This is a genomic window from Cellulomonas sp. EB106-03-03-XG116, assembly GCF_058792015.1.
This window is the reverse complement of the sequence record NZ_JBYTEP010000005.1, coordinates 123,887-142,414: the sequence shown is the minus strand read 5'-3', so window position 1 is coordinate 142,414 and position 18,528 is coordinate 123,887. Positions and strand designations below refer to the sequence as shown.

21 protein-coding genes are annotated in these 18,528 nt (G+C 77.0%); 12 read left to right on the top strand and 9 right to left on the bottom strand.

The window, feature by feature from the left end; genetic code table 11:
- From AC3WUG_RS04110 to AC3WUG_RS04085, 6 genes are all read left to right on the top strand, one after another.
- On the top strand, nucleotides 1–1,303 hold a 1,303-nt coding region (locus tag AC3WUG_RS04110; RefSeq protein ID WP_492326482.1), incomplete at its 5' end, for an aminotransferase class I/II-fold pyridoxal phosphate-dependent enzyme.
- 394 nt (nucleotides 1,304–1,697) lie between these two features.
- Complete coding sequence (locus tag AC3WUG_RS04105) at nucleotides 1,698–2,759, top strand: putative F420-0 ABC transporter substrate-binding protein (RefSeq protein WP_492326481.1); 1,062 nt, start codon at nucleotides 1,698–1,700, stop codon at nucleotides 2,757–2,759.
- Nucleotides 2,760–2,890: 131 nt separating this feature from the next.
- The gene (locus AC3WUG_RS04100; RefSeq protein ID WP_492326480.1) at nucleotides 2,891–3,904 is read left to right on the top strand and encodes a putative F420-0 ABC transporter permease subunit; all 1,014 of its coding nucleotides are present in this window, start codon (nucleotides 2,891–2,893) and stop codon (nucleotides 3,902–3,904) included.
- Nucleotides 3,895–4,740 (top strand): putative F420-0 ABC transporter ATP-binding protein, encoded by an 846-nt coding sequence (locus AC3WUG_RS04095; RefSeq protein WP_492326479.1) that lies wholly within the window; start codon nucleotides 3,895–3,897, stop codon nucleotides 4,738–4,740. The genes AC3WUG_RS04100 and AC3WUG_RS04095 overlap by 10 nt, the downstream gene beginning before the upstream one ends.
- Nucleotides 4,737–5,768: a 2-phospho-L-lactate transferase gene (gene cofD / locus AC3WUG_RS04090; protein ID WP_492326478.1), complete on the top strand. Its 1,032-nt coding sequence runs from the start codon at nucleotides 4,737–4,739 to the stop codon at nucleotides 5,766–5,768. Before AC3WUG_RS04095 ends, cofD begins: the two co-directional genes overlap by 4 nt.
- A gap of 216 nt (nucleotides 5,769–5,984) precedes the next feature.
- On the top strand, nucleotides 5,985–6,320 hold the full coding sequence (locus tag AC3WUG_RS04085) for a hypothetical protein (protein ID WP_492326477.1): 336 nt from the start codon (nucleotides 5,985–5,987) through the stop codon (nucleotides 6,318–6,320).
- 13 nt (nucleotides 6,321–6,333) lie between these two features.
- Here AC3WUG_RS04085 and cofC read toward each other — a convergent pair whose 3' ends face one another.
- A complete protein-coding gene (cofC, locus tag AC3WUG_RS04080; protein ID WP_492326476.1) occupies nucleotides 6,334–7,008 on the bottom strand; it encodes a 2-phospho-L-lactate guanylyltransferase in 675 nt (224 codons plus the stop codon).
- Between the two features lie 138 nt (nucleotides 7,009–7,146).
- Complete coding sequence (locus AC3WUG_RS04075; protein ID WP_492326475.1) at nucleotides 7,147–7,512, bottom strand: iron chaperone; 366 nt, start codon at nucleotides 7,510–7,512, stop codon at nucleotides 7,147–7,149.
- 162 nt (nucleotides 7,513–7,674) lie between these two features.
- On the opposite strand from AC3WUG_RS04075, the gene AC3WUG_RS04070 reads away from it, so the two are divergent.
- Nucleotides 7,675–7,893 carry a hypothetical protein gene (locus tag AC3WUG_RS04070; RefSeq protein WP_492326474.1) on the top strand — a complete coding sequence of 73 codons (219 nt, stop codon included), beginning with the start codon at nucleotides 7,675–7,677 and terminating at the stop codon, nucleotides 7,891–7,893.
- Between the two features lie 13 nt (nucleotides 7,894–7,906).
- Here the strand turns inward: AC3WUG_RS04070 and AC3WUG_RS04065 are convergent, their stop codons facing one another.
- A complete protein-coding gene (locus AC3WUG_RS04065; RefSeq protein WP_492326473.1) occupies nucleotides 7,907–8,470 on the bottom strand; it encodes an AMIN-like domain-containing (lipo)protein in 564 nt (187 codons plus the stop codon).
- Nucleotides 8,471–8,586: 116 nt separating this feature from the next.
- On the opposite strand from AC3WUG_RS04065, the gene AC3WUG_RS04060 reads away from it, so the two are divergent.
- A complete protein-coding gene (locus AC3WUG_RS04060) occupies nucleotides 8,587–9,159 on the top strand; it encodes an HhH-GPD-type base excision DNA repair protein (protein ID WP_492326472.1) in 573 nt (190 codons plus the stop codon).
- Nucleotides 9,160–9,227: 68 nt separating this feature from the next.
- Here AC3WUG_RS04060 and AC3WUG_RS04055 read toward each other — a convergent pair whose 3' ends face one another.
- The 3 genes from AC3WUG_RS04055 to AC3WUG_RS04045 all read right to left on the bottom strand — a co-directional run bounded on the left by AC3WUG_RS04055 (nucleotide 9,228) and on the right by AC3WUG_RS04045 (nucleotide 11,465).
- Nucleotides 9,228–9,986: an SDR family oxidoreductase gene (locus AC3WUG_RS04055; RefSeq protein WP_492326471.1), complete on the bottom strand. Its 759-nt coding sequence runs from the start codon at nucleotides 9,984–9,986 to the stop codon at nucleotides 9,228–9,230.
- A gap of 100 nt (nucleotides 9,987–10,086) precedes the next feature.
- Complete coding sequence (sigJ, locus tag AC3WUG_RS04050; protein WP_492326470.1) at nucleotides 10,087–11,022, bottom strand: RNA polymerase sigma factor SigJ; 936 nt, start codon at nucleotides 11,020–11,022, stop codon at nucleotides 10,087–10,089.
- 50 nt (nucleotides 11,023–11,072) lie between these two features.
- Entirely contained in the window at nucleotides 11,073–11,465 is a 393-nt protein-coding gene (locus tag AC3WUG_RS04045) for a hypothetical protein (RefSeq protein ID WP_492326469.1), read from the bottom strand.
- 138 nt (nucleotides 11,466–11,603) lie between these two features.
- Between AC3WUG_RS04045 and AC3WUG_RS04040 the strand changes: the two genes are divergently transcribed.
- A complete protein-coding gene (locus tag AC3WUG_RS04040; RefSeq protein ID WP_166943435.1) occupies nucleotides 11,604–11,984 on the top strand; it encodes a YbjQ family protein in 381 nt (126 codons plus the stop codon).
- Between the two features lie 101 nt (nucleotides 11,985–12,085).
- On the opposite strand, the gene AC3WUG_RS04035 is transcribed toward AC3WUG_RS04040, so the two are convergent.
- Both AC3WUG_RS04035 and AC3WUG_RS04030 read right to left on the bottom strand, forming a co-directional pair.
- Nucleotides 12,086–12,874: a coenzyme F420-0:L-glutamate ligase gene (locus tag AC3WUG_RS04035; protein WP_492326485.1), complete on the bottom strand. Its 789-nt coding sequence runs from the start codon at nucleotides 12,872–12,874 to the stop codon at nucleotides 12,086–12,088.
- 44 nt (nucleotides 12,875–12,918) lie between these two features.
- Nucleotides 12,919–13,890 carry a TIGR03557 family F420-dependent LLM class oxidoreductase gene (locus AC3WUG_RS04030; protein ID WP_492326484.1) on the bottom strand — a complete coding sequence of 324 codons (972 nt, stop codon included), beginning with the start codon at nucleotides 13,888–13,890 and terminating at the stop codon, nucleotides 12,919–12,921.
- 204 nt (nucleotides 13,891–14,094) lie between these two features.
- On the opposite strand from AC3WUG_RS04030, the gene uriH reads away from it, so the two are divergent.
- Complete coding sequence (gene uriH, locus AC3WUG_RS04025) at nucleotides 14,095–15,039, top strand: uridine-preferring nucleoside hydrolase UriH (protein WP_492326468.1); 945 nt, start codon at nucleotides 14,095–14,097, stop codon at nucleotides 15,037–15,039.
- Nucleotides 15,040–15,041: 2 nt separating this feature from the next.
- On the opposite strand, the gene AC3WUG_RS04020 is transcribed toward uriH, so the two are convergent.
- On the bottom strand, nucleotides 15,042–15,890 hold the full coding sequence (locus tag AC3WUG_RS04020; RefSeq protein WP_492326467.1) for a LysR family transcriptional regulator: 849 nt from the start codon (nucleotides 15,888–15,890) through the stop codon (nucleotides 15,042–15,044).
- A 194-nt stretch (nucleotides 15,891–16,084) separates the two neighbouring features.
- Between AC3WUG_RS04020 and AC3WUG_RS04015 the strand changes: the two genes are divergently transcribed.
- Both AC3WUG_RS04015 and AC3WUG_RS04010 read left to right on the top strand, forming a co-directional pair.
- Nucleotides 16,085–17,560: an MFS transporter gene (locus AC3WUG_RS04015; protein ID WP_492326466.1), complete on the top strand. Its 1,476-nt coding sequence runs from the start codon at nucleotides 16,085–16,087 to the stop codon at nucleotides 17,558–17,560.
- 206 nt (nucleotides 17,561–17,766) lie between these two features.
- Nucleotides 17,767–18,516, top strand: a complete 750-nt coding sequence (locus AC3WUG_RS04010) for a 4'-phosphopantetheinyl transferase family protein (RefSeq protein WP_492326465.1) — start codon at nucleotides 17,767–17,769, stop codon at nucleotides 18,514–18,516.
- Nucleotides 18,517–18,528: the final 12 nt, after the last annotated feature.

Genomic DNA, 18,528 nt, shown 5'->3' with positions numbered 1-18,528 from the left:
GTCCGGGGCGGGGGCCGGGTCCGGGGCGGGGGCTGGGGCGGGGGCGGGGGCGGGGGCCGGGTCCGGGGCGGGGGTCGGGTCCGGGGCGGGGGCTGGCGCGCGAGGCGCCGCGGGGGCGTCGCGGTCGTCCGCGGCCCCGCACCGGGCGTCGCGCCCGGGGCCGCCGCTCGACCTGTCGGCCGGCACCCCCGACCCCGCGCTGCTGCCCGCGCTCGGGCGCGCGCTGGCCCGGGTCGCCGCGGCCACCCCCGCCGCGGGCACCGGGTCCTACCTGGGCGCACCCGTCGTCGAGCCGCTGGAGCGCCTGCTGCGCGCGTCCTGGCCGTTCACGCCGCAGCGGGTCACCGTCGTCGACGGCGCGGTCGACGCCATGAGCCGGACGCTGGAGCAGCTCGCGGGGTTCGGCGACCGGGTCGTCGTCGAGGACCCGTCGTTCCCGCCGATCTTCGACCTGTGCGACCAGCTCGGCCTGGAGCGGGTGCCGGTGCCGCTCGACCGCCAGGGCCTGCGCCCCGACGCGCTGGCGGCGGCGCTCCGCACCGGTGCCGAGGTGATCGTCCTGCAGCCCCGCGCGCACAACCCGACCGGGGTCTCCATGACCTCGACCCGGGCGCGCGAGCTCGCGGCGGTCGTCCGGAAGCACCTGGCCGCGACGCCCGGCGCGGGGCTGACGATCGTCGAGGACGACCACTCCGGGGAGATCGCGTCGTCCGCCGACGTGTCGCTCGGCAGCCACCTGCCCGACCGCGTCGTGCACGTGCGGTCGTACTCGAAGTCGCACGGTCCGGACCTGCGGATCGCCGCCGTCGGCGGGCCCGCGGCAGTGCTGGACCGGGTGGTCGCGCGCCGGATGCTCGGGCCGGGCTGGACCAGCCGGCTGCTGCAGCACGTCCTCGCGGACCTGCTCGACGACGGCGAGGCCCTCGCGGCCGTGGCCCAGGCCCGCCGCACGTACTACGCCCGGCAGCGCGCGCTGACCACGGCGCTCGCCGAGCGCGGCGTCGAGGTGCAGCCGGGCGACGGGATCAACCTGTGGGTGCCGGTCGCGGACGAGGCGACCGCCCTGGTCCGGCTGGCGGCGGCGGGGATCCGCGTGGCGCCGGGCCGGCCGTTCCGCGCGGGCGCAGCGCCGGGGGCGTCGGCGACCGACGGCGCGGGCGGCGCGGTCGGCGCGGTCGGCGCAGGCGGGCCGGGCGGCGCAGGCGGGCCGGGGCACGTCCGCGTCACCGTCGGCGCCCTGGCAGGCGGCCCGGACGAGGTCGCCCGCGTCGCGACGGCCCTCGCCCTGGCCGCGCGCGCGTAGCGCCGCGCACGCGTCGCGCCGCGCGCTGAGCGCCGCGCGCGCGGCGAGGTGCTGTCGCCGAGTCTCCGCCTCCGGACTCTGCGGCGGCGCCGGCGTGCAGGGCGGAAGTGCAGACTCGGCGCGGCGTGCGCGGCGCGCGGGCGTAGGGTGGTCGCGGACCAGGCCGGATGTGGCCTGGGTGTCGTCGCCCGCGCATGGGCGGCGCGGCCACCGGGCGCGACGTGCACCCTCCCCCGGCCCGCAGCGGCGGACGCCCTCCGGCGTCGCCCACGGGTCCGTCTCCCCCAGCGTCCACCGTCGGACCGTGCGTCCGACGCGGGCGCGCGGACCGCCGACGACGTCGCCGCGGCCCCGCCCGCCCGCGCCGTCGCCGCATCCCGTCAGGAGCCCGTCCTTGCGCAGCACCCGCCGCACCGCCGACCCCACCACCCCCGGCCGGAGCACCCGCGCCCGCGCCGCCCGCCTCGTGCTCGTCGCGCCCGCCGTCCTCGCCGTCGCGGCGCTGGCTGCCTGCGCCGGCGGCACCGCCTCCGCCGACGGCACCTCCGCGGCCCCCGGCTCGACCGCGTCCGCCGACGGCTTCACCCCCGTGACCCTCGACAACTGCGGCACCGAGGTCACCGTCGACAGCCCGCCGGAGCGCGTCGTCGCGATCAAGTCGACGTCGATCGAGATGCTGCTCGCCCTCGGCCTGGAGGACCGCCTGGTCGGGACCGCGTTCGCCGACGGGCCCGTGCCCGAGGAGTACGCCGCCGCGTACGACGCGGTCCCGGTGCTGTCGGACAAGGTCCCCGGCCAGGAGGCGCTGCTGGAGGTGCAGCCCGACTTCGTCTACGCGGGCTGGGAGTCGAACTTCTCCGACGACGGCGCCGGCGAGCGCTCCGCCTTGCAGGGCCTCGGCATCGGCACCTACGTCTCCCCGGCCGCGTGCAAGGAGGACGGGTACATGCCGGACCCGCTGACCTTCGACGGCCTGTTCGACGAGATCCGCGAGATCGCCTCGGTGTTCGGCGTCGAGGACCGCGCCGAGGACCTGATCGCCGACCAGCAGGCCGCCCTCGACGCCGTCGAGCCCCCGGCCGAGGAGACCACCGCGCTCTGGTACTCGTCGGGCACGGACACCCCGTACGTCGGCGCGGGCATCGGCGCGCCCCAGATGATGATGGACGCCGCCGGGCTGACCAACATCTTCGCGGACGTGCACGACACCTGGACGTCGGCCGGCTGGGAGCAGGTCGTCGCGGCCGACCCCGACGTCATCGTGCTGGTCGACGCCACCTGGAACACCGCCGAGAGCAAGATCGCGATGCTCGAGGGCAACCCGGCCACCAGCCAGCTCACCGCGGTCAAGGAGCACCGCTACCTGACCGTGCCGTTCCCCGCGGCCGAGGCGGGCGTCCGGAACGCCGACGCCGTGGTGAGCCTGTCCGAGCAGCTCGCGGACCTGGAGGGCTGACCCCGCCGATGACGACCACCGCGCCCCCGGGGGGACGATCCGGCCGGACACGCCGTCGGCGTGTCGGTCAGGATCGTCCGCTCGACGCGCACGCTGCCGCCGGGAGCCGGCCCCCGTGGCGACCGCCGCTGGTGCCCACCCTGCTCGTGGGCCTCGCGCTGCTCGTCGCCACCGTGCTCGTGTGCGTGACGATCGGGCCGGCGGACATCGCGGTCGCCGACGTCGCACGCAGCATCGCCGGCCACCTCGGGCTCGGCCCCGCGGCGGGCGCGGACGGCGGGGTGCCGGTGCTGACCGACGCGATCGTCTGGGAACTGCGGCTGCCGCGGGTGCTCACGGGCGCGGCGGTCGGCGCGGGCCTGGCGCTGGCGGGCGCGGTGATGCAGAGCCTGACCCGCAACCCGCTCGCCGACCCGTACCTGCTCGGGTTGTCGTCGGGCGCGTCGCTCGGGGCGGTGGCGGTGCTCGTCGTCGGCGTGGGCCTGCTGCTGCCGGTCGCGGCGTTCGCCGGGGCGCTCGCCGCGCTCGTGGCGACGCTGAGCCTGGCCCGGGTCGGCGGTGTGCTGACGCCGGGGCGCGCGGTGCTGGCCGGCCTCGCGGTGTCGCAGCTCGCCGCCGCGGGGACGTCGTTCGTCATCTTCTGGTCGGCGACCGGCGACTCCTACCGGGAGATCCTCAACTGGCTGCTCGGCTCGCTCGCCGGGTCGACCTGGCAGAGCGTGGCGATCGCGGCCGGCGCGCTCGTCCTCGTCGGCACGGTGCTGGTCGCCTCGGCCGTGCGGCTGGACGCGTTCGCGTTCGGCGACACCGCCGCGGCCGCGCTCGGCATCCACGTCGACCGGACCCGGTGGGTGCTGATGACCCTCGTCGCCCTGCTGACCGGGGCGATGGTCGCGGTCAGTGGGTCGATCGGGTTCGTCGGCCTGGTGCTCCCTCACGCGGTGTCCACGCTCACCGGGCCCGCGCACCGGCGGCTGCTGCCGGTCGCCGCCGTCGTCGGCGCGATCTTCCTGGTCTGGGCGGACACGGGCGCGCGCACCGTGTTCGACCCGCGGGAGCTGCCGGTCGGCATCGTCACGGCGCTGATCGGCGTCCCGGTCTTCGCGGTGCTGCTGCGGCGCGGGAGGGGGTCGGCGTGGACCTGAGCATCGCGGGCGTCGGCACCCGGCTGGGCGGCCGGTGGATCGTCGACGGCGTGGACGCCACCCCGCCGCCCGGCGCGCTGACCGGCCTGCTCGGGCCGAACGGCGCCGGCAAGACCACCCTGCTGCGGCTGATCGCCGGCCTGCTCGACCCCGAGGCCGGCGCCGTGCTGCTCGACGACGTGCCCGTGCACACCGTGCCGCGGCGCGAGCGCGCCCGCCGGGTCGCCCTGCTGGAGCAGGAGTCGTCCTCGACCGTCCCGCTGACCGTCCGCGAGGTCGTCGCGCTCGGGCGCATCCCCTACCGGACGCTGTGGGGCACCGACGCGGACGAGGCCGCCGTCGACCGCGCACTGGCGGCCGCCGACGCCGCGCACCTGGCCGACCGGGCCTGGTCCGCCCTGTCCGGCGGCGAGCGGCAGCGGGTGCACATCGCCCGTGCGCTGGCGCAGGAGCCCGACCTGCTGCTCCTCGACGAGCCCACCAACCACCTCGACGTCAGCGCCCAGCTGTCGCTGCTCGCGTTCGTCCGCGACCTCGGCCGCACCACCGTCGCCGCGCTGCACGACCTCAACCTCGCCGCCGCGTACTGCGCGCACGTGCTGGTGCTGGCCGGGGGCCGGCTGGTCGCGGCCGGCGACCCGCGCGACGTGCTCACCGCCGACCTGGTGCGGGAGGTGTACGGCGTCGACTGCGCCGTGCTGACCCACCCCCGGACGGGGCGGCCGGTGATCGCGTTCGGCGACCCGGTGCCGGGCGCGTCACCGACCGGCGCCGACGACTCCCGCGACGACCCCCGCACCCCCCGGCCCGAGCCGGTCCCCGAAGGAGCACGATGAGGATCACCGTCCTGTCCGGCGGCGTCGGCGGCGCCCGGTTCACCCGCGGCCTGCTGGCCCTGCTGCGCGACCGGCTGCCGGACGGCCGCGGCGGCAGCACCGCCGAGGTCACCGTGATCGCCAACACCGGCGACGACATGTGGCTGCACGGCGTCCGGGTCTGCCCCGACCTCGACACCCTCATGTACACGCTCGGCGGCGCCGTGCACGAGGAGCAGGGCTGGGGCCGGCGCGAGGAGACCAGCCGGGTCAGCGCCGACCTCGCCGCCTACGACGTCGGCTGGGACTGGTTCACCCTCGGCGACCTCGACCTCGCGACCCACCTCGCCCGGACCCAGTGGCTCCGCGAGGGCCGGACGCTGTCCGAGGCCACCGCGCTGCTGAGCCGCCGGTGGGGCCTCGCCGAGCAGGGCGTGCGGCTGCTGCCGATGGCCGACGAGCCGGTCGAGACGCACGTCGTGGTGGCCGACCCCGACGGCGGCCCGGGTGCCGAGCGGACGATCCACTTCGAGGAGTGGTGGGTCCGGCACCGCGCCGCGCTGCCCGCGCGGCGGTTCGTGCAGGTCGGGCTCGGCTCCGCGCAGGCGGCGCCCGGCGTGCTCGACGCGCTCGCGACGGCCGACGTCGTGGTCGTCCCGCCGTCGAACCCGGTCGTGTCCGTGGCGACGATCCTGGCCGTGCCGGGCGTGCGGGCGGCGCTCGCCTCGACCGCGGCGCCGGTGGTGGGCGTGTCCCCGATCGTCGGCGGGGCTCCCGTCCGCGGGATGGCGGCGCAGTGCCTGGCGACGATCGGCGTCGAGGCGACGGCCGAGGCGGTCGCCCGGTTCTACGGCCGGCGGGACGACGCCGCGCGCACCGGCGCGGACGCGGGGGTGCTCGACGCGTGGCTGGTCGACACCGTCGACGCCGACGCGGCGGAGAAGCTGGCGGCCGACGGCTGGCGGGCCGGGGCCGCGCCGACGCTCATGACCGACGTGCCGGCGACGGCGCGCATCGCGGCCGAGGCGCTGGCGCTCGTCGGGCGCTGACGCGCGTGACGGCGGGGCCCGGCGAGCGCCCGGCGAGCCGGCCGTGAGGTCGTCACATCCTCGTGAGGTCGTCAGAAACGAGTGACGACCTCACGAGGATGTGACGACCTCACCGCGCCGGGGCGCGCCCGACAGGACGGCCCCGCAGAACCGCCCCGCGCGGCCGAGCGCCCCGCTACCGTCGACGCGAGAGCACCACCGGACCCGGGAGGCGGCATGCGACGGCGGCGGGCAGCGGTGCGGGCGGCGGTGACGGTGGGCGGGATCGCGGCTCTGGTGCTGGTGTTCGCCGACGGCCTCCCCCGGGTCCCGGTCGTCGCGGAGCCCGGACCCTGGACCGTCGTCGCCGGCCCGGACGTCACCGGCGACGCCGCGGCGTGCTGGGACGACCCGGCCGTGCTCTGGGCGATCACACCCGCCGTCTGGCCGCCGGCGGCCGTCACCGTGCAGCTGGTGGAGGGTGCGACGCGCGACGACGCGCAGCGGGTCGTGGCGTGCCTGGCCGACCGCGCGGGGTACTCGCCGATCATGCTGCGCGGGCCCGAGGACTGACGCGCCCGGGCCGTCAGCCCAGCGGCCCCAGCCGTCGCAGGAGCGCCCCCGTCCGTCCGCCGACCCCGCGGTCCACGAGCGCCGCCAGGTCCGCGGGGACGTCCACGTCGTGCCGCAGCGTCGCGTCCGCGGGCAGCGCGATCTCGGCGTGCCCGAGCGCCCGGTGCGCCGCCGCCGACCCGCCGCCGAACGCCGGCCGCAGCGCCGCCCCCGCCCGGGCGGTGAGCAGCGTCGTCCCCGTGCCCTCGGCGTCCGGCAGCACCGCGAGCGGGTGCGCCTCGGCGGCCGCGAGCGCCGCGTCGAGCTCGGCCGGGTCGAGCCCGGGGAGGTCGCCCAGCAGCACGCCGACGTGCGCGGTCGGCGCCTCACCGCGGGCCGCGGCCACCCCGGCGGACACGGCGCGGTCGAGCGACGCCCAGCCGCCCGCGGCGTCCTCGGGCGCCGGCGGCGGCTCGGGCAGCACGCGCACCCGGGGCAGCGCCGCTGCAGCCGACGTCACCTCGGGGTCGGCGGTCACCACCACGACCCGGGCGACGCGCGGGCTCGCGAGCACCGCCTCGACCGTGTCGAGGGCCATCGCCCGCACGAGCGCGGCCCGCGCCCGCGGCTCCAGGACGTCGGCGAGCCGGGTCTTGCCGCGCCGCGCGTCCTTCACCGGGACGACCAGGACCCACCGACCGAGCAGCACGGACGCACCCTACGCGGGGCCGCGGCCCGGCGGCGCGCGCGTCCGGCACCGGCGGCTCGCTGCCCGCCGCTCGCGCCCGCACGGCGTCGTCGGCCCGGCGCGGGCAGTCGGGGTCGCCCCCGGCGCCGGCCCGCGCCGTCAGCCGCGCCGCGGGTCCAGCGCCGCGTCGATCTCGGCCCGGCAACCCGTGACGAGGGCGTCGAACGCCTCGCCGGGCAGCGGCCGGTCGACGGTGAACCGGATGCCGCCCTTGGTCGCGTCGAACCCGTCGAGCGTCGCCAGCACCGCGGCGGTGACGTCCGAGCTGAACGGGTACGCCGTGCACCCGCGCGGGCCGACCACCACGGCCACGAGCGGCCGCCCCCGGTGGCGGTACGCGGCCATGCCGTAGCTCGTGCCCTGCTCGGCGTCGGGCACGAGCGCCCGCACCCGGTCCAGCAGCCCGGCGACGACCGTCCGCTCCGGGTCCGGCAGCGACGCGACGTACTCCGTGACCTCCGTCATGGGTGCTCCCCCTCTTCCGCGCGGGTCCGCCTCCCCCGATCCTGGCAGGGCGGCATCCAGGGTCAGCCTCTCGCGATCACCCGGATGCGCGCTCCACCCGGGCGGTGCGCCGCCGATGGGTGGGGGGACAGGATGTCGGCGGGCCGGGCAGGAGGCGGGGCGATGAGCGTGCGGCAGCGCGTCATGTCCGTGCTCACCCTCGCGGGCTGCCTGTTCGGGGTCGTCGGCATCCCGCTGGGCTGGGGCGCGCACGAGCCCGCGCGGTTCTGCGCCACGGCGACGGACTGCCCGGACCTGCGCTGGTCGACGGTCCTCACCGACCCGGGCGCGGGCGACGCGGCCGTCCTGCCCGCGGCGGCCGCCGCGCCCGTCGCTCCCTGAGGGCCCCGGGCCCTCAGCAGTCGGTGTGCCCCGTCGCGCACCACTGGTGCCCGACGTCGACCACCAGCCGCGACCCGGCACCCGGACCGGCGAGCACGAACGCCCGGAACGGCAGCCGCGCCCGGACGCCGAGCCCGACCGTCGACACCCCCTCGAAGCTCCCGGCCCAGGCGACCTGCCGGAACGTCCGGTAGCCCGCGGTGCTCACGAGGTCGGTGCCGACGCCGACGAAGAACGCGTCGGTCGGGACCACGTTCACGCGCGCGATGACCTCGAGCCGCGCCCCGCCGCGGACCGGGACCACGGCGCCGGACCCGTCCGCGGTGACCTGGTCGACGTACCGCACCGACCACGCGGTGAGCGGCCGGTCGACGTCGAGGACGAGCCGGTCGTAGCAGTCGTGCCGACCCGCGCGCACGTCCGTGAGCTGGCCCGCCGACATGCCCGGGACGCCCTTCGCGAGCGAGCCCCAGACCTGCCCGCAGTACGGGTGGGCCGACGCCGCGGGTGCTGTGAGCACGGCGGCCCCGAGCAGCAGCGAGAGGACGGACAGCAGGGCGAGCAGTCGGCGGCGCATGGCGGTACCCCCTCGTACCCCGTCCACGGTCCGCCCGCGCCGCGGCCCGGTCAACGACCCGTGGCACCCGCCGCGGGTGAGATCGGCGACGCGCGCCGCTCGGGCACAATGGCGCGATGACCCTGTGGCTGACCGGCGACGCCGACGCGGACCGCCTGCTCGACTCCGACCCGTTCGCCCTGCTGACCGGGATGCTCCTCGACCAGCAGGTCACGATGGAGTCGGCGTTCGCGGGCCCGGCCAAGATCGAGCAGCGCATGGGCGGCTTCGACGTCCGGCGGATCGCCGAGGCCGACCCCGAGGAGTTCACCGCGCTGTGCGCCACTCCCCCGGCCGTGCACCGGTTCCCCGGGTCGATGGCGGGCCGCATCCAGGCCGTGGCCCGCGCCGTGGTCGACGACTACGACGGCGACGTCACCCTGCTCTGGACCGACGGCGACCCCGACGGCGCGACCGTGCTGAAGCGGCTGAAGGCGCTGCCCGGGTTCGGCGACCAGAAGGCGCGCATCTTCCTGGCCCTGCTCGCCAAGCAGCGCGGGGTCACGCCGGCCGGCTGGCAGGAGGCCGCGGGCGCCTACGCCGACGACGTGCCGCGGTCGATCGCCGACGTGCGGGACCCGGAGTCGCTGCGGCGGGTCCGCGAGACCAAGCAGGCCGCGAAGGCCGCCGCGCGGGCCGCGAAGGCGTAGGCCCGGTCGGGCGGCGCGTCCGGTCCGGTGACCGTCCCGCCGCCCGACCGCCCGGCACCGGCGCGGGCTCAGCCGGCCCGGACCGGCGACCCCAGCCAGTCGTCGAACGACAGCCGCCCTCGCACGGCGTCGGGCCCGCCGCGGAGCGCGCCCGAGGCGAGACCCGCCCCGTACCGGCCCGGGAGCCGCACCTCGAGCACCCGCCGCCGCGTGCCCTCGTGCGCCGACAGCCGGCGGATCATCGCCGCCAGCGTGTCGTCGGCCGGCCCGACCAGGTCCGGCGCGCGGCCGACCGGCCCGCCCTCGGCCACCGCCACCAGGTGGTCCGCGACCTCGGCGGCGGCGACCGGCCGGGTCAGCGTCCGGGGCGCGAGCGTCACCGGCCCGACCGAGGCCCGGGCCACGATCTGCCCCGCGAACTCGTGGAACTGCGCGGCCCGCACGATCGAGTGCGGGACCCCGCCCGCCGCGACCAGCCGCTCCTGGGCGAGCTTGCCCGCGTAGTAGGACGCGTCGATCCCGTCGATCCCGACGATCGACAGCGCGACGTGGTGCGGCACGCCGACCCGCTGCTCCGCGGCCAGCAGCCGACCGGTGGTGGCCGTGAAGAACGCGATCGCGCCCTTGGCCGACAGCGTGCTCGTGCTCAGCACGTCGACCACGGCCTCCACCCCGTCGAGCGCCGCGTCGACCGCGGCGTCGGGTCCGGTCGCCACGTCGACCCCGCGCGCCCGGCTCAGGACGACGACGTCGTGCCCGTGCTCGCCGGCGACCCGCACCACGTGCCGCCCCACCGTGCCGGTCCCGCCGCAGACGGCGATCCTCATCTGCCCCTCCTCGTGCTCGTGCCGGCGCGCGGCGGCTGCCGCGCCCCGACAGGTCGACGACGCAGCCCGCCCGGATGTGAGGTCCGGGCCGCTCCGGGCGTCAGCGGAGCGTCCACCGGGTCAGCTTCGCGGGGTCGACGACGAGCCAGACCCGGGTGATCCTGCCCGCCTCGACCGCGAAGGTGGCGACGCCGAACAGGTGGTCGCCGAGCGTCATCGCGTAGCCCAGGCCGTCGGCCGTGTCCCGCTCCTCGAACCGCAGCGCCGGTCGCTTCGCGAGCAGGCCGAGCAGGAACCGCGCGACGTGGTCGTCCCCGCGCACGGGGTTCGGCGCGGCCCGCACCACCCCGCCGCCGTCGCCCCGCAGCTCGACGTCCGGCGCCAGGACCCGCAGGAGCCGGCCGAGGTCGCCGCCCAGGCTCGCGTCGAGGAAGGCCCGGACGACCCGGTCGTGCTCGCTCGCGCCGACCCGCTCCCGACGGCCCTCGCGCACGTGCCGGCGGGCGGAGGTCGCGAGCTGCCGGGTGGCGGCCGGGGACCGCCCGACCACCTCGGCGATCTCGTCGAACGACAGGCCGAAGACGTCGTGCAGCACGAACGCCACCCGCTCGGCCGGCGTCATCGCCTCCAGCACGGTGAGCAGCGCGGTGCTCACCGTCTCGTCGAGCGCGACCCGGTCCGACGGGTCGGTCGCGGGGGCGCCGTGGAGGGTCGTGACCGGCGCCGTCCCGGCGAACAGGTCGGCCGGCACCGGCTCGGGGAGCCACTGCCCGACGTGGGTCTCCCGCCGCACCCGCGCGGACCCCAGGTGGTCGAGGGCGACCCGGCCCGCGACGCGCGTCAGCCACGCGGCGGGCACCCGGACGGCCGCGCGCTCGTCGGGGTCGAGCCGGTACCACCGCAGGTACGTCTCCTGCACCACGTCCTCGGCGTCGCCGACCGTGCCGGTCATCCGGTACGCCAGCGAGAGCAGCCGCCGGCGCTCCGCGGCCACGTCGACGAGCCCGTCGTCCGCGGGCCGGTCCTGGTCGGTCACGTGCGCTCCTCCGCGTCGTCGTCGGCGACGGCGGCGTGCCCGCGAGCCGCCTAGCCCGCGAGCCCCTTCGGCACCGACAGCCCGACGAGCCGCAGCAGCCGGACCACCGTCTCCTCGACGAACGTGTCCTCCGGCTCCTCGCCCTCGATCGCCATGAGCCGCCGGACCTCGTTGGGCTGCACGTCGAGCGCGCCCACCGACTCGGCCCACGTGGCGAAGGCCTCCGACTCGGCCTCGACGTCGACCGGCTCGCTCTCGGACGGGTCGTCGTACAGGTCGCGCGGCTGGAACCCGAGGTAGAACCGCCCCAGGCCCTCGGGCGCCGGCCGGTAGTCGATCACCGCGATGTCGCTGTCCTGGACCTCGATCGCCAGGCTCGGGGTGGCCGCGAGGTCGCCGCCCCACCGACCGTCGCCGTACTGGAACTTCTCGGACGTGCCCAACCCGGGCCTCCCTCTCGTCGTGCCCCCGCCGTCGGCGCGATGCTAGCCGCGCCCGACCGGGTGGCGGCGGACCCGGCGCCCGGGTGATCCCGCGCGCCCGGTTCGCCGCGCCCGGTCCCGTGCTGGCACGATCGCCGCATGATCGTGGTGACCAGCAACGAGATCCCCGGCTACCGCATCCAGGCGGTGCTCGGCGAGGTCATGGGCCTGACCGTGCGCTCGACCAACATCGGGGCCAACTTCACGGCGGGCTTCCGCTCCATCGGCGGCGGCGAGATCCCCGAGTACACCAAGATCATGTACGAGTCCCGGCACGAGGTGATGCGCCGCATGACCGAGGAGGCCGCGCAGCGCGGGGCGAACGCGATCGTGGCGATGCGGTTCGACACCGACTCCATCGGGCAGTTCAGCGAGGTGTGCGCGTACGGCACCGCGGTGATCGCCGAGCCGATCCCGGCGGGCGAGCCGGGCGCGACGGGGCAGTCGGCGCAGATCGCGGGTCAGCAGCCGGGGCGGTGACCGGTCGGCGCCGCCGAGCGCGGCAGCCGGCGCCGAGCGCGGTAGTTCGAGCTGCCGCGCTCGGCTGGGACCACCGCGCTCGGCGCGGACGACCCCGAGCCTCAGCGCTCCGCGCCGCCGGCCCCCGCCGCGTCCTTCCACCCGCGCGCGTACGCCTCCGCCGTGCCCTCGGCGAACATGTCGTCCGGCCCGGTCCGCACCAGCACCCGCGCGCCCGGCCCGTCCTCGACGGTCACGACGTGCGCCAGCCCGCGCACCACCGCGACGGGCCGTCCGGTCGCCTTGCCCTTGACCAGCTCGGCCGCGGCCGCGATCTCGTCGGCGACGGCCGCCATGCTCACCTGGAGCGGACGGCCGTGGGTGTCCGTCGAGCCGCGCAGGTCGTCCAGCACCCGCACGCCCGCGGCGCCGATCGCGATGTCGGTCTGGCCCTGCCGCCAGGGTCGCCCGGCCGTGTCGGACACCACGACCCCGACCGTCACCCCGAACCGCTCCCCCAGCACCGCGCGCAGCGCCCGGGCGCTGGCGTCCGGGTCCTCGGGCAGCAGCAGGACCGTGCCCTCGTCGACGTTCGACGCGTCGACGCCCGCGGCGGCCATCACCAGGCCGAGCCGGTTCTCGACGATCCGGGTGACGCCGCCGGGGTGCTCCCGGGTCGCGACGACCCGGACCGTCTCGGCGGTGATCGCCGCCTCGCGGTCCTCCGCCTGCACGACGCGGCCCTCGGCCTTGGACACCACCTTGCTGGTCACGACGAGGACGTCGCCGTCCGCGAGCGCCGTCGCCGGCCGGGCCGACGCGTCCGCCGCCAGGGCGTCGCCGAGCAGCCCGGCCAGGTCGTCGCCGGGGCGCACCTCGCCGATGCCGGGGACGCCCCAGGCGGTGAGCAGGTCGGCCGCGGCGGAGACCGGGCCGGCGCCGGCGTCGGTCACCGTCAGCGCACCAGCTTCGGCAGCACGTCGCGGCCGAACACGTCGATCCACTCGCGCTGGTTGCGGCCGACGTTGTGCAGGTAGATGCGGTCGAAGCCGAGGTCGACGTACTTCTGGATCTCGGCGCGGTGCACGTCGGGGTCGGCCGAGATGACCATGCGGCCCTCGAAGTCCTCCGGGCGGACGAGCTTGGCCATCTGCGCGAAGTCGAACGGCGAGCGGATGTCGCCCTTCGGGAACTTCATGCCGCCGTTGGGCCACTCGACCATCGCGTTCTCGAGCGCCTGCTCGTCGGTGTCCGCCCAGGACAGGTGCAGCTGGAGCACCTTCGGCAGGTCCTCCGGGTTCCGGCCCGACTCGCGGACGCCCTCGTCGAACTTCCCGAACAGGCCGCTGATCTTCTCCAGCGGGGCGCCGACGGTGATGAGGCCGTCCGCGTGCTTCCCCGCGCGCTTGGCCGTGACGGGGCCGGCGGTGGCGACGAGGATCTCCGGGGCGACCTCGGGCATGGTCCACAGCCGGGTCGACTCGAGCTTGTAGAACTGCCCGGCGTGCTTGACGTCCTTGCCCGCCGACGAGGCCGTGAACAGCTTCTTGATGATGTCGATGGCCTCGAACATCCGGTTGATGCGCTCGGGCGCCTCGGGCCAGTACTGGGCCGTGATGTGCTCGTTCAGCGCCTCGCCGGACCCCAGGCCGAGCCAGTGCCGGCCCGGGTACATCGCGGCGAGCGTCGCCGACGCCTGCGCGACCATCGCCGGGTGCCAGCGGAACGTCGGCGCGGTCACCCCGGGGCCCATGTCGCCGGTGGTGCGCTCGCCGAGCGCGGCCAGCACGTTCCACACGAACGCCGACTGCCCCTGCTGCGGGACCCACGGCTGGTAGTGGTCGGCCGCCATCGTGCCGAGGAACCCCTGGGACTCCGCGTACGCCGACAGCTCGACCGCCTCGGTCGGATGGAACTGCTCCAGCATCGCCGCGTACCCGACCTGCAGGCCCTCGGCCACCACACCCTGTGCCACGAACGCTCTCCCTCGTGCCCGGGCCGCGCGGACGCGCGTCCCACCGTCGAGCCTAACCAGCGGGTGTTACGGAGACATTCCGGCCGCGCGACGCGTCGCTCTTGACCCGCGCCGCCGGGCGCTGCGACGCTCCCCCGGCCGACGTGAGGAGCACCGATGCCCCGCCCGATCATCCTCGACTGCGACCCCGGCCACGACGACGCGGTGGCCCTGCTGCTCGCGCACGGCAGCCCGGAGGTCGAGCTGCTCGCCGTCACGACCGTCGCGGGCAACCAGGACCTCGACAAGGTCACCCGCAACGCGCTCGCCGTCGCCCGGGTGGCCGGCCTGACGGGCGTCCCGGTCGCCGCGGGCGCAGACCGCCCGATCGTCCGGGTCCGGGACCACGCCGCGAGCATCCACGGCGAGTCGGGCCTCGACGGGCCCGTGCTCCCGGAGCCCGCGCAGGCGCTCGACCCGCGGCACGCGGTCGACCTGATCGTCGAGACGGTGATGAGCCGGGAGCCCGGCACCGTGACGCTCGTCCCGACCGGGCCGCTCACCAACATCGCGCTGGCCGTGCTGCGGGAGCCCCGCATCGTCGACCGGGTGCGGCAGGTGGTGCTGATGGGCGGCGCGTACCGGACGGGGAACTGGTCGCCGGTGGCGGAGTTCAACATCCGCGAGGACCCGGAGGCGGCGCGGGTGGTGCTGCGCGCCGGGTGGGACGTCGTGGTCGTCGGGCTCGACCTGACGCACCAGGCGCTCGCCACTCCGGAGGTCGTGCGCCGGATCGCGGACGTCGGCACCGCTCCCGCCCGGTTCGTCGAGGAGCTGCTCGCGTTCTTCACCGCGTCGTACCGGGACACGATGGGGTTCGACGCGCCGCCGGTGCACGACCCGTGCGCCGTGGCCTACGTGATCGACCCGGCGGTGATGACGGTCCGGCGGGCGCCCGTGGACGTGGAGCTGGCGGGCGAGCTGACCACCGGGATGACGGTCGTCGACCTGCGCGCCCCTGCACCCGACGACTGCCCGACGGCGATCGCGCTCGAGCTAGACCGGGACCGGTTCTGGGACCTGGTCGTCGACGCCCTGGAGCGCATCGGCGACCCCGGCTGACGTCAGCGCGGCGCCTGCCCCAGGATCGCCGAGGTCAGCGCGTCGATCGGCTCGCGCGGCGACTGCGGGTTGGCCACCAGCGTGATGTCCACGTCCCCGAGGTCCGGCAGCCCGAGCGCAGCGGCCGGCAGCTGCACCAGGTCCTCCGGCAGCAGGCTCTGGGGCAGCACGGCGATGCCCAGCCCGGCCCGGAGCGCGGCGAGCACGCCGTTGACCTCGATCACCTTGCACGTCGTGCGCCACGGCCGGCCGGCCTCGGTGAGGGCCCGGACGGCGGCCTGCCGGGTGAGCGACGCGCCCTGGTAGGTGATGAGCGGCACCGGCGCCTCGGCGTCGACCGCCGTGCCCGGCACCGCGACCCACACGAGCCGGTCCCGTCGGACCAGCTGCCCCTCGGCCTGGCCGGTCGCCTCCTTGATGTAGACGAGGTCGAGCTGGCCCGCCCGCAGCCGCCGGTGCAGCGCGCCGCTCTGCGCGACGGTCAGCTCCAGGTTGATCCGCGGGTGCAGGCGGCGGAAGTCGCGGAGCACCCGCGGGAGCTGCGCGAGGGCGAGGTCGTCCGCCGCGCCGAACCGCAGCCGCCCGTGCATCGCCGAGCCCGTGAAGTACCGGGTCGCCTCGTCGTGCGCCGCGAGGATCGTCCGGGCGAACGTCGCCATCGCCTGGCCGTCGTCGGTGAGCTGCACGCCGCGGGTGTCCCGGTCCAGGAGGCGGCGCCCGGCGGCGTCCTCGAGCTTGCGCACGTGCTGGCTGACCGTGGGCTGCGACAGGGACAGCCGGGCCGCGGCGCGCGTGAAGTTCAACGTCTCGGAAACGGCGAGGAAAGTGCGCAGCTGGTCGGGGTCAAACACGACGGTCCTCCGGCTCGGGCGGCAGGCCGCTGACCTGCGGCGCCTCCACCACATCATTACAGAACATGATCACAGTGATTGCCGCCATCACCTCAAGAAATCGCGCCGGGCGCCGTAGCCTAGAGGGACACGACTCGTCACGGACCTGAGTTCCGCACCGACACCTCACCGCATCGCCTCAGCAAGGAACACCTGTGCCCTCGGCTCGCCGCCACGCCCCGTCCCCGACCCGCACCCGCCGCACCGCCACCGCCGCCCCGAGCCGCCTGAGCCGCACGCTGCACGGCCCGCGCCTCGCGCTGCACCGCCGCCCCCGGCCGGTGGCCGACACCCCCGCCGACGCCGCGGCCGCCGCCGCCTCCCCGGCGCCCGCCGCCCCGAAGCCGCGGAACGCGACGCTCGCCGCGCTCGGCGTCCGCAACTTCCGGCTCTACGTCTTCTCCCAGGTCCTGACCAACACGAGCGGCTGGGCCGCCCGCGTCGCCCAGGACTGGCTCGTGCTCAGCCTCACCGGCTCGGCCGCCCTCGTCGGCCTCACGGTCACGCTGCAGTTCGTCCCGATGCTGCTGCTCGGGCTCGTCGGCGGCGTCGTCGCGGACCGGTTCCCCCGCCGACGGGTCCTCATGGTGACCCAGTCGATCTTCGGGCTCTCGACGCTCGCGATCGGCGTGCTCGCGATCAGCGGGCACGTCCAGGCGTGGCACGTCCTGGTCGCCGCGTTCGTCAGCGGGCTCGCCACGGTGTTCGACAACCCGGCGCGGCAGGCGTTCGTGCACGAGGTGGCCGGCCCGCAGCACCTCCGCCAGGCGATCAGCGTGAACTCCGCGGTGTTCCAGCTCGGCGGCCTGGTGGGCCCCGCGGTCGCCGGCGGCCTGATCAGCGCCGTCGGCGAGGGCTGGACGTTCCTGCTCAACGCGGTGGCCTGCCTGGCCGCCGTCGCGCTCCTCGCGGTCATGCGGACCGCCGAGCTCACCGCGACGCCGGTCGTGGCGCGCGCCAAGGGCCAGCTGCGCGAGGGCCTCGCGTACGTCCGCCGCAGCCCGCGGATCCTGTGGTCGGTGGTGCTCGTCGGGTTCGTCGCGGTCACCGGCGTCAACATGGCGACCGTGCTCGCCGCGTACACCGACCAGGTGTTCCGCACCGACGCCGGCGGCTACGCGCTGCTCACCTCGATGCTCGCGGTCGGCGCGCTGACCGGGGCGCTGCTGTCGACCCGCCGGCGCGGCAGCCGGATCACGCACCTGGTGCTGCTCGCCGGCGCGATCGGCCTGCTCCAGCTGCTCGCCGCCGCTGCCCCCTCCCGGCCGGTGTTCATCACGGTGCTCATCGCGATGGGCGTCGTCACGCTGCTGTACCTCACGGGCTCGAACACGCTCGTGCAGACGACGGTCGCCCCGCACGTCCGCGGCCGCGTCATGGCGCTGTACGTGCTGGTGCTGCTCGGCGCGCAGGCCGTGTCCGGGACGCTGATCGGCTGGGTGTGCGAGCACCTGGGCGCCCGCGCCGGCATGGTCGCGTGCGGCGTCGGGCCGCTGCTCGGCGCGGTCGTCGTCGGCCTGGCGCTGGCACGGCGCAGCGAGGGCGGCACCCGTGCGACGTTCCACCGCTTCACGCACCGGTCCCCCGCGGACGAGGCTGCCGAGCCGGCGCGCGAGGCCGTCGCCGCCTGACACCTCGCGGGTCCGGCCCGGGCCGGGCGGGGCCCGGGTCGGTGCTGCACCCGGGTACACCGCGGACGCAGCACCGGCACCGACTCCCCCTCGGCCCGTGGGTACACCGCGTACGCACCACCAGGACGAACTCCCGCTCCGCCCGCGGGTGCACCGCGTACGCACCAGGAGGACGATCGCGGCCCCGATCGCGGGAGGATGGCGCCGTGCCCCTGATCCGCGTGCGCCGCGCCGGCGTCGTCCCCTCGGTGGTGCTGCGCCAACGGCTGACCCCCGACGAGCGCGCGCGCCTCGACCGCGCCGCGCCCGCCGACCGGGACGCCGTCGCCTCGGTGCTGCTGCTCGCGCGCCGCGCCGTCGCGGAGGCGTGCGGGGTGGCGCCGGACGCGGTCCGGGTCCGGCGCCGCTGCCCCCGCTGCGGGTCGGCGGCGCACGGGGTCCCGGTCGCGGACCGCGCGGACGGCGGGCCGGTGCCGCACGTCTCGCTGAGCCGCGGGGGCGACCTGGTCGTCGTGGCGCTGAGTGACGCCGGGCCGGTCGGGGTGGACGTCGAGCCCGTGCGCCGGACCGAGGGTGGCCCGCGGGACGGTGCGAGCGTGCACGCCCAGGGTGGCGACGACCTCGCGCGCGTCGTGCTCGCGCCCGGGGAGCCGCCCGCCGCCGGGCCGCACGGGCTGCTGCGCACCTGGGCGCGCACCGAGGCGGTGCTCAAGGCCGCGGGCACGGGCCTGGCGGTCGACCCGCGGGCGCTGCGGGTGTCCGACGCGGCCGGCCGGCCGGGCGTGCGGGTCGTGGACCCGGCCGCTGGCGCGGCCCTCGCGCCCGCGCCCGGCACCCGCTGGTGGCTCACGGACCTCGACGTCGGGGCCGACCACGTCGCCGCGCTCGCCGCGCTGCTGCCCGTGTCGCCGAGCGCCCCCCCGGCGCTCGACGACCGCACCTTCCCCCTACCCTGACGGGCGCATCAC

What these genes read in the sequence shown, in the direction of transcription:
- cofD (WP_492326478.1), top strand. Translation starts at nt 4,737, where the DNA reads ATGAGGATCACCGTCCTGTCCGGCGGCGTCGGCGGCGCCCGGTTCACC.
- AC3WUG_RS04085 (WP_492326477.1), top strand. Translation starts at nt 5,985, where the DNA reads ATGCGACGGCGGCGGGCAGCGGTGCGGGCGGCGGTGACGGTGGGCGGG.
- AC3WUG_RS04075 (WP_492326475.1), bottom strand. Translation starts at nt 7,512, where the DNA reads ATGACGGAGGTCACGGAGTACGTCGCGTCGCTGCCGGACCCGGAGCGG.
- AC3WUG_RS04070 (WP_492326474.1), top strand. Translation starts at nt 7,675, where the DNA reads ATGAGCGTGCGGCAGCGCGTCATGTCCGTGCTCACCCTCGCGGGCTGC.
- AC3WUG_RS04065 (WP_492326473.1), bottom strand. Translation starts at nt 8,470, where the DNA reads ATGCGCCGCCGACTGCTCGCCCTGCTGTCCGTCCTCTCGCTGCTGCTC.
- AC3WUG_RS04060 (WP_492326472.1), top strand. Translation starts at nt 8,587, where the DNA reads ATGACCCTGTGGCTGACCGGCGACGCCGACGCGGACCGCCTGCTCGAC.
- AC3WUG_RS04055 (WP_492326471.1), bottom strand. Translation starts at nt 9,986, where the DNA reads ATGAGGATCGCCGTCTGCGGCGGGACCGGCACGGTGGGGCGGCACGTG.
- AC3WUG_RS04040 (WP_166943435.1), top strand. Translation starts at nt 11,604, where the DNA reads ATGATCGTGGTGACCAGCAACGAGATCCCCGGCTACCGCATCCAGGCG.
- AC3WUG_RS04030 (WP_492326484.1), bottom strand. Translation starts at nt 13,890, where the DNA reads ATGCTGGAGCAGTTCCATCCGACCGAGGCGGTCGAGCTGTCGGCGTAC.
- uriH (WP_492326468.1), top strand. Translation starts at nt 14,095, where the DNA reads ATGCCCCGCCCGATCATCCTCGACTGCGACCCCGGCCACGACGACGCG.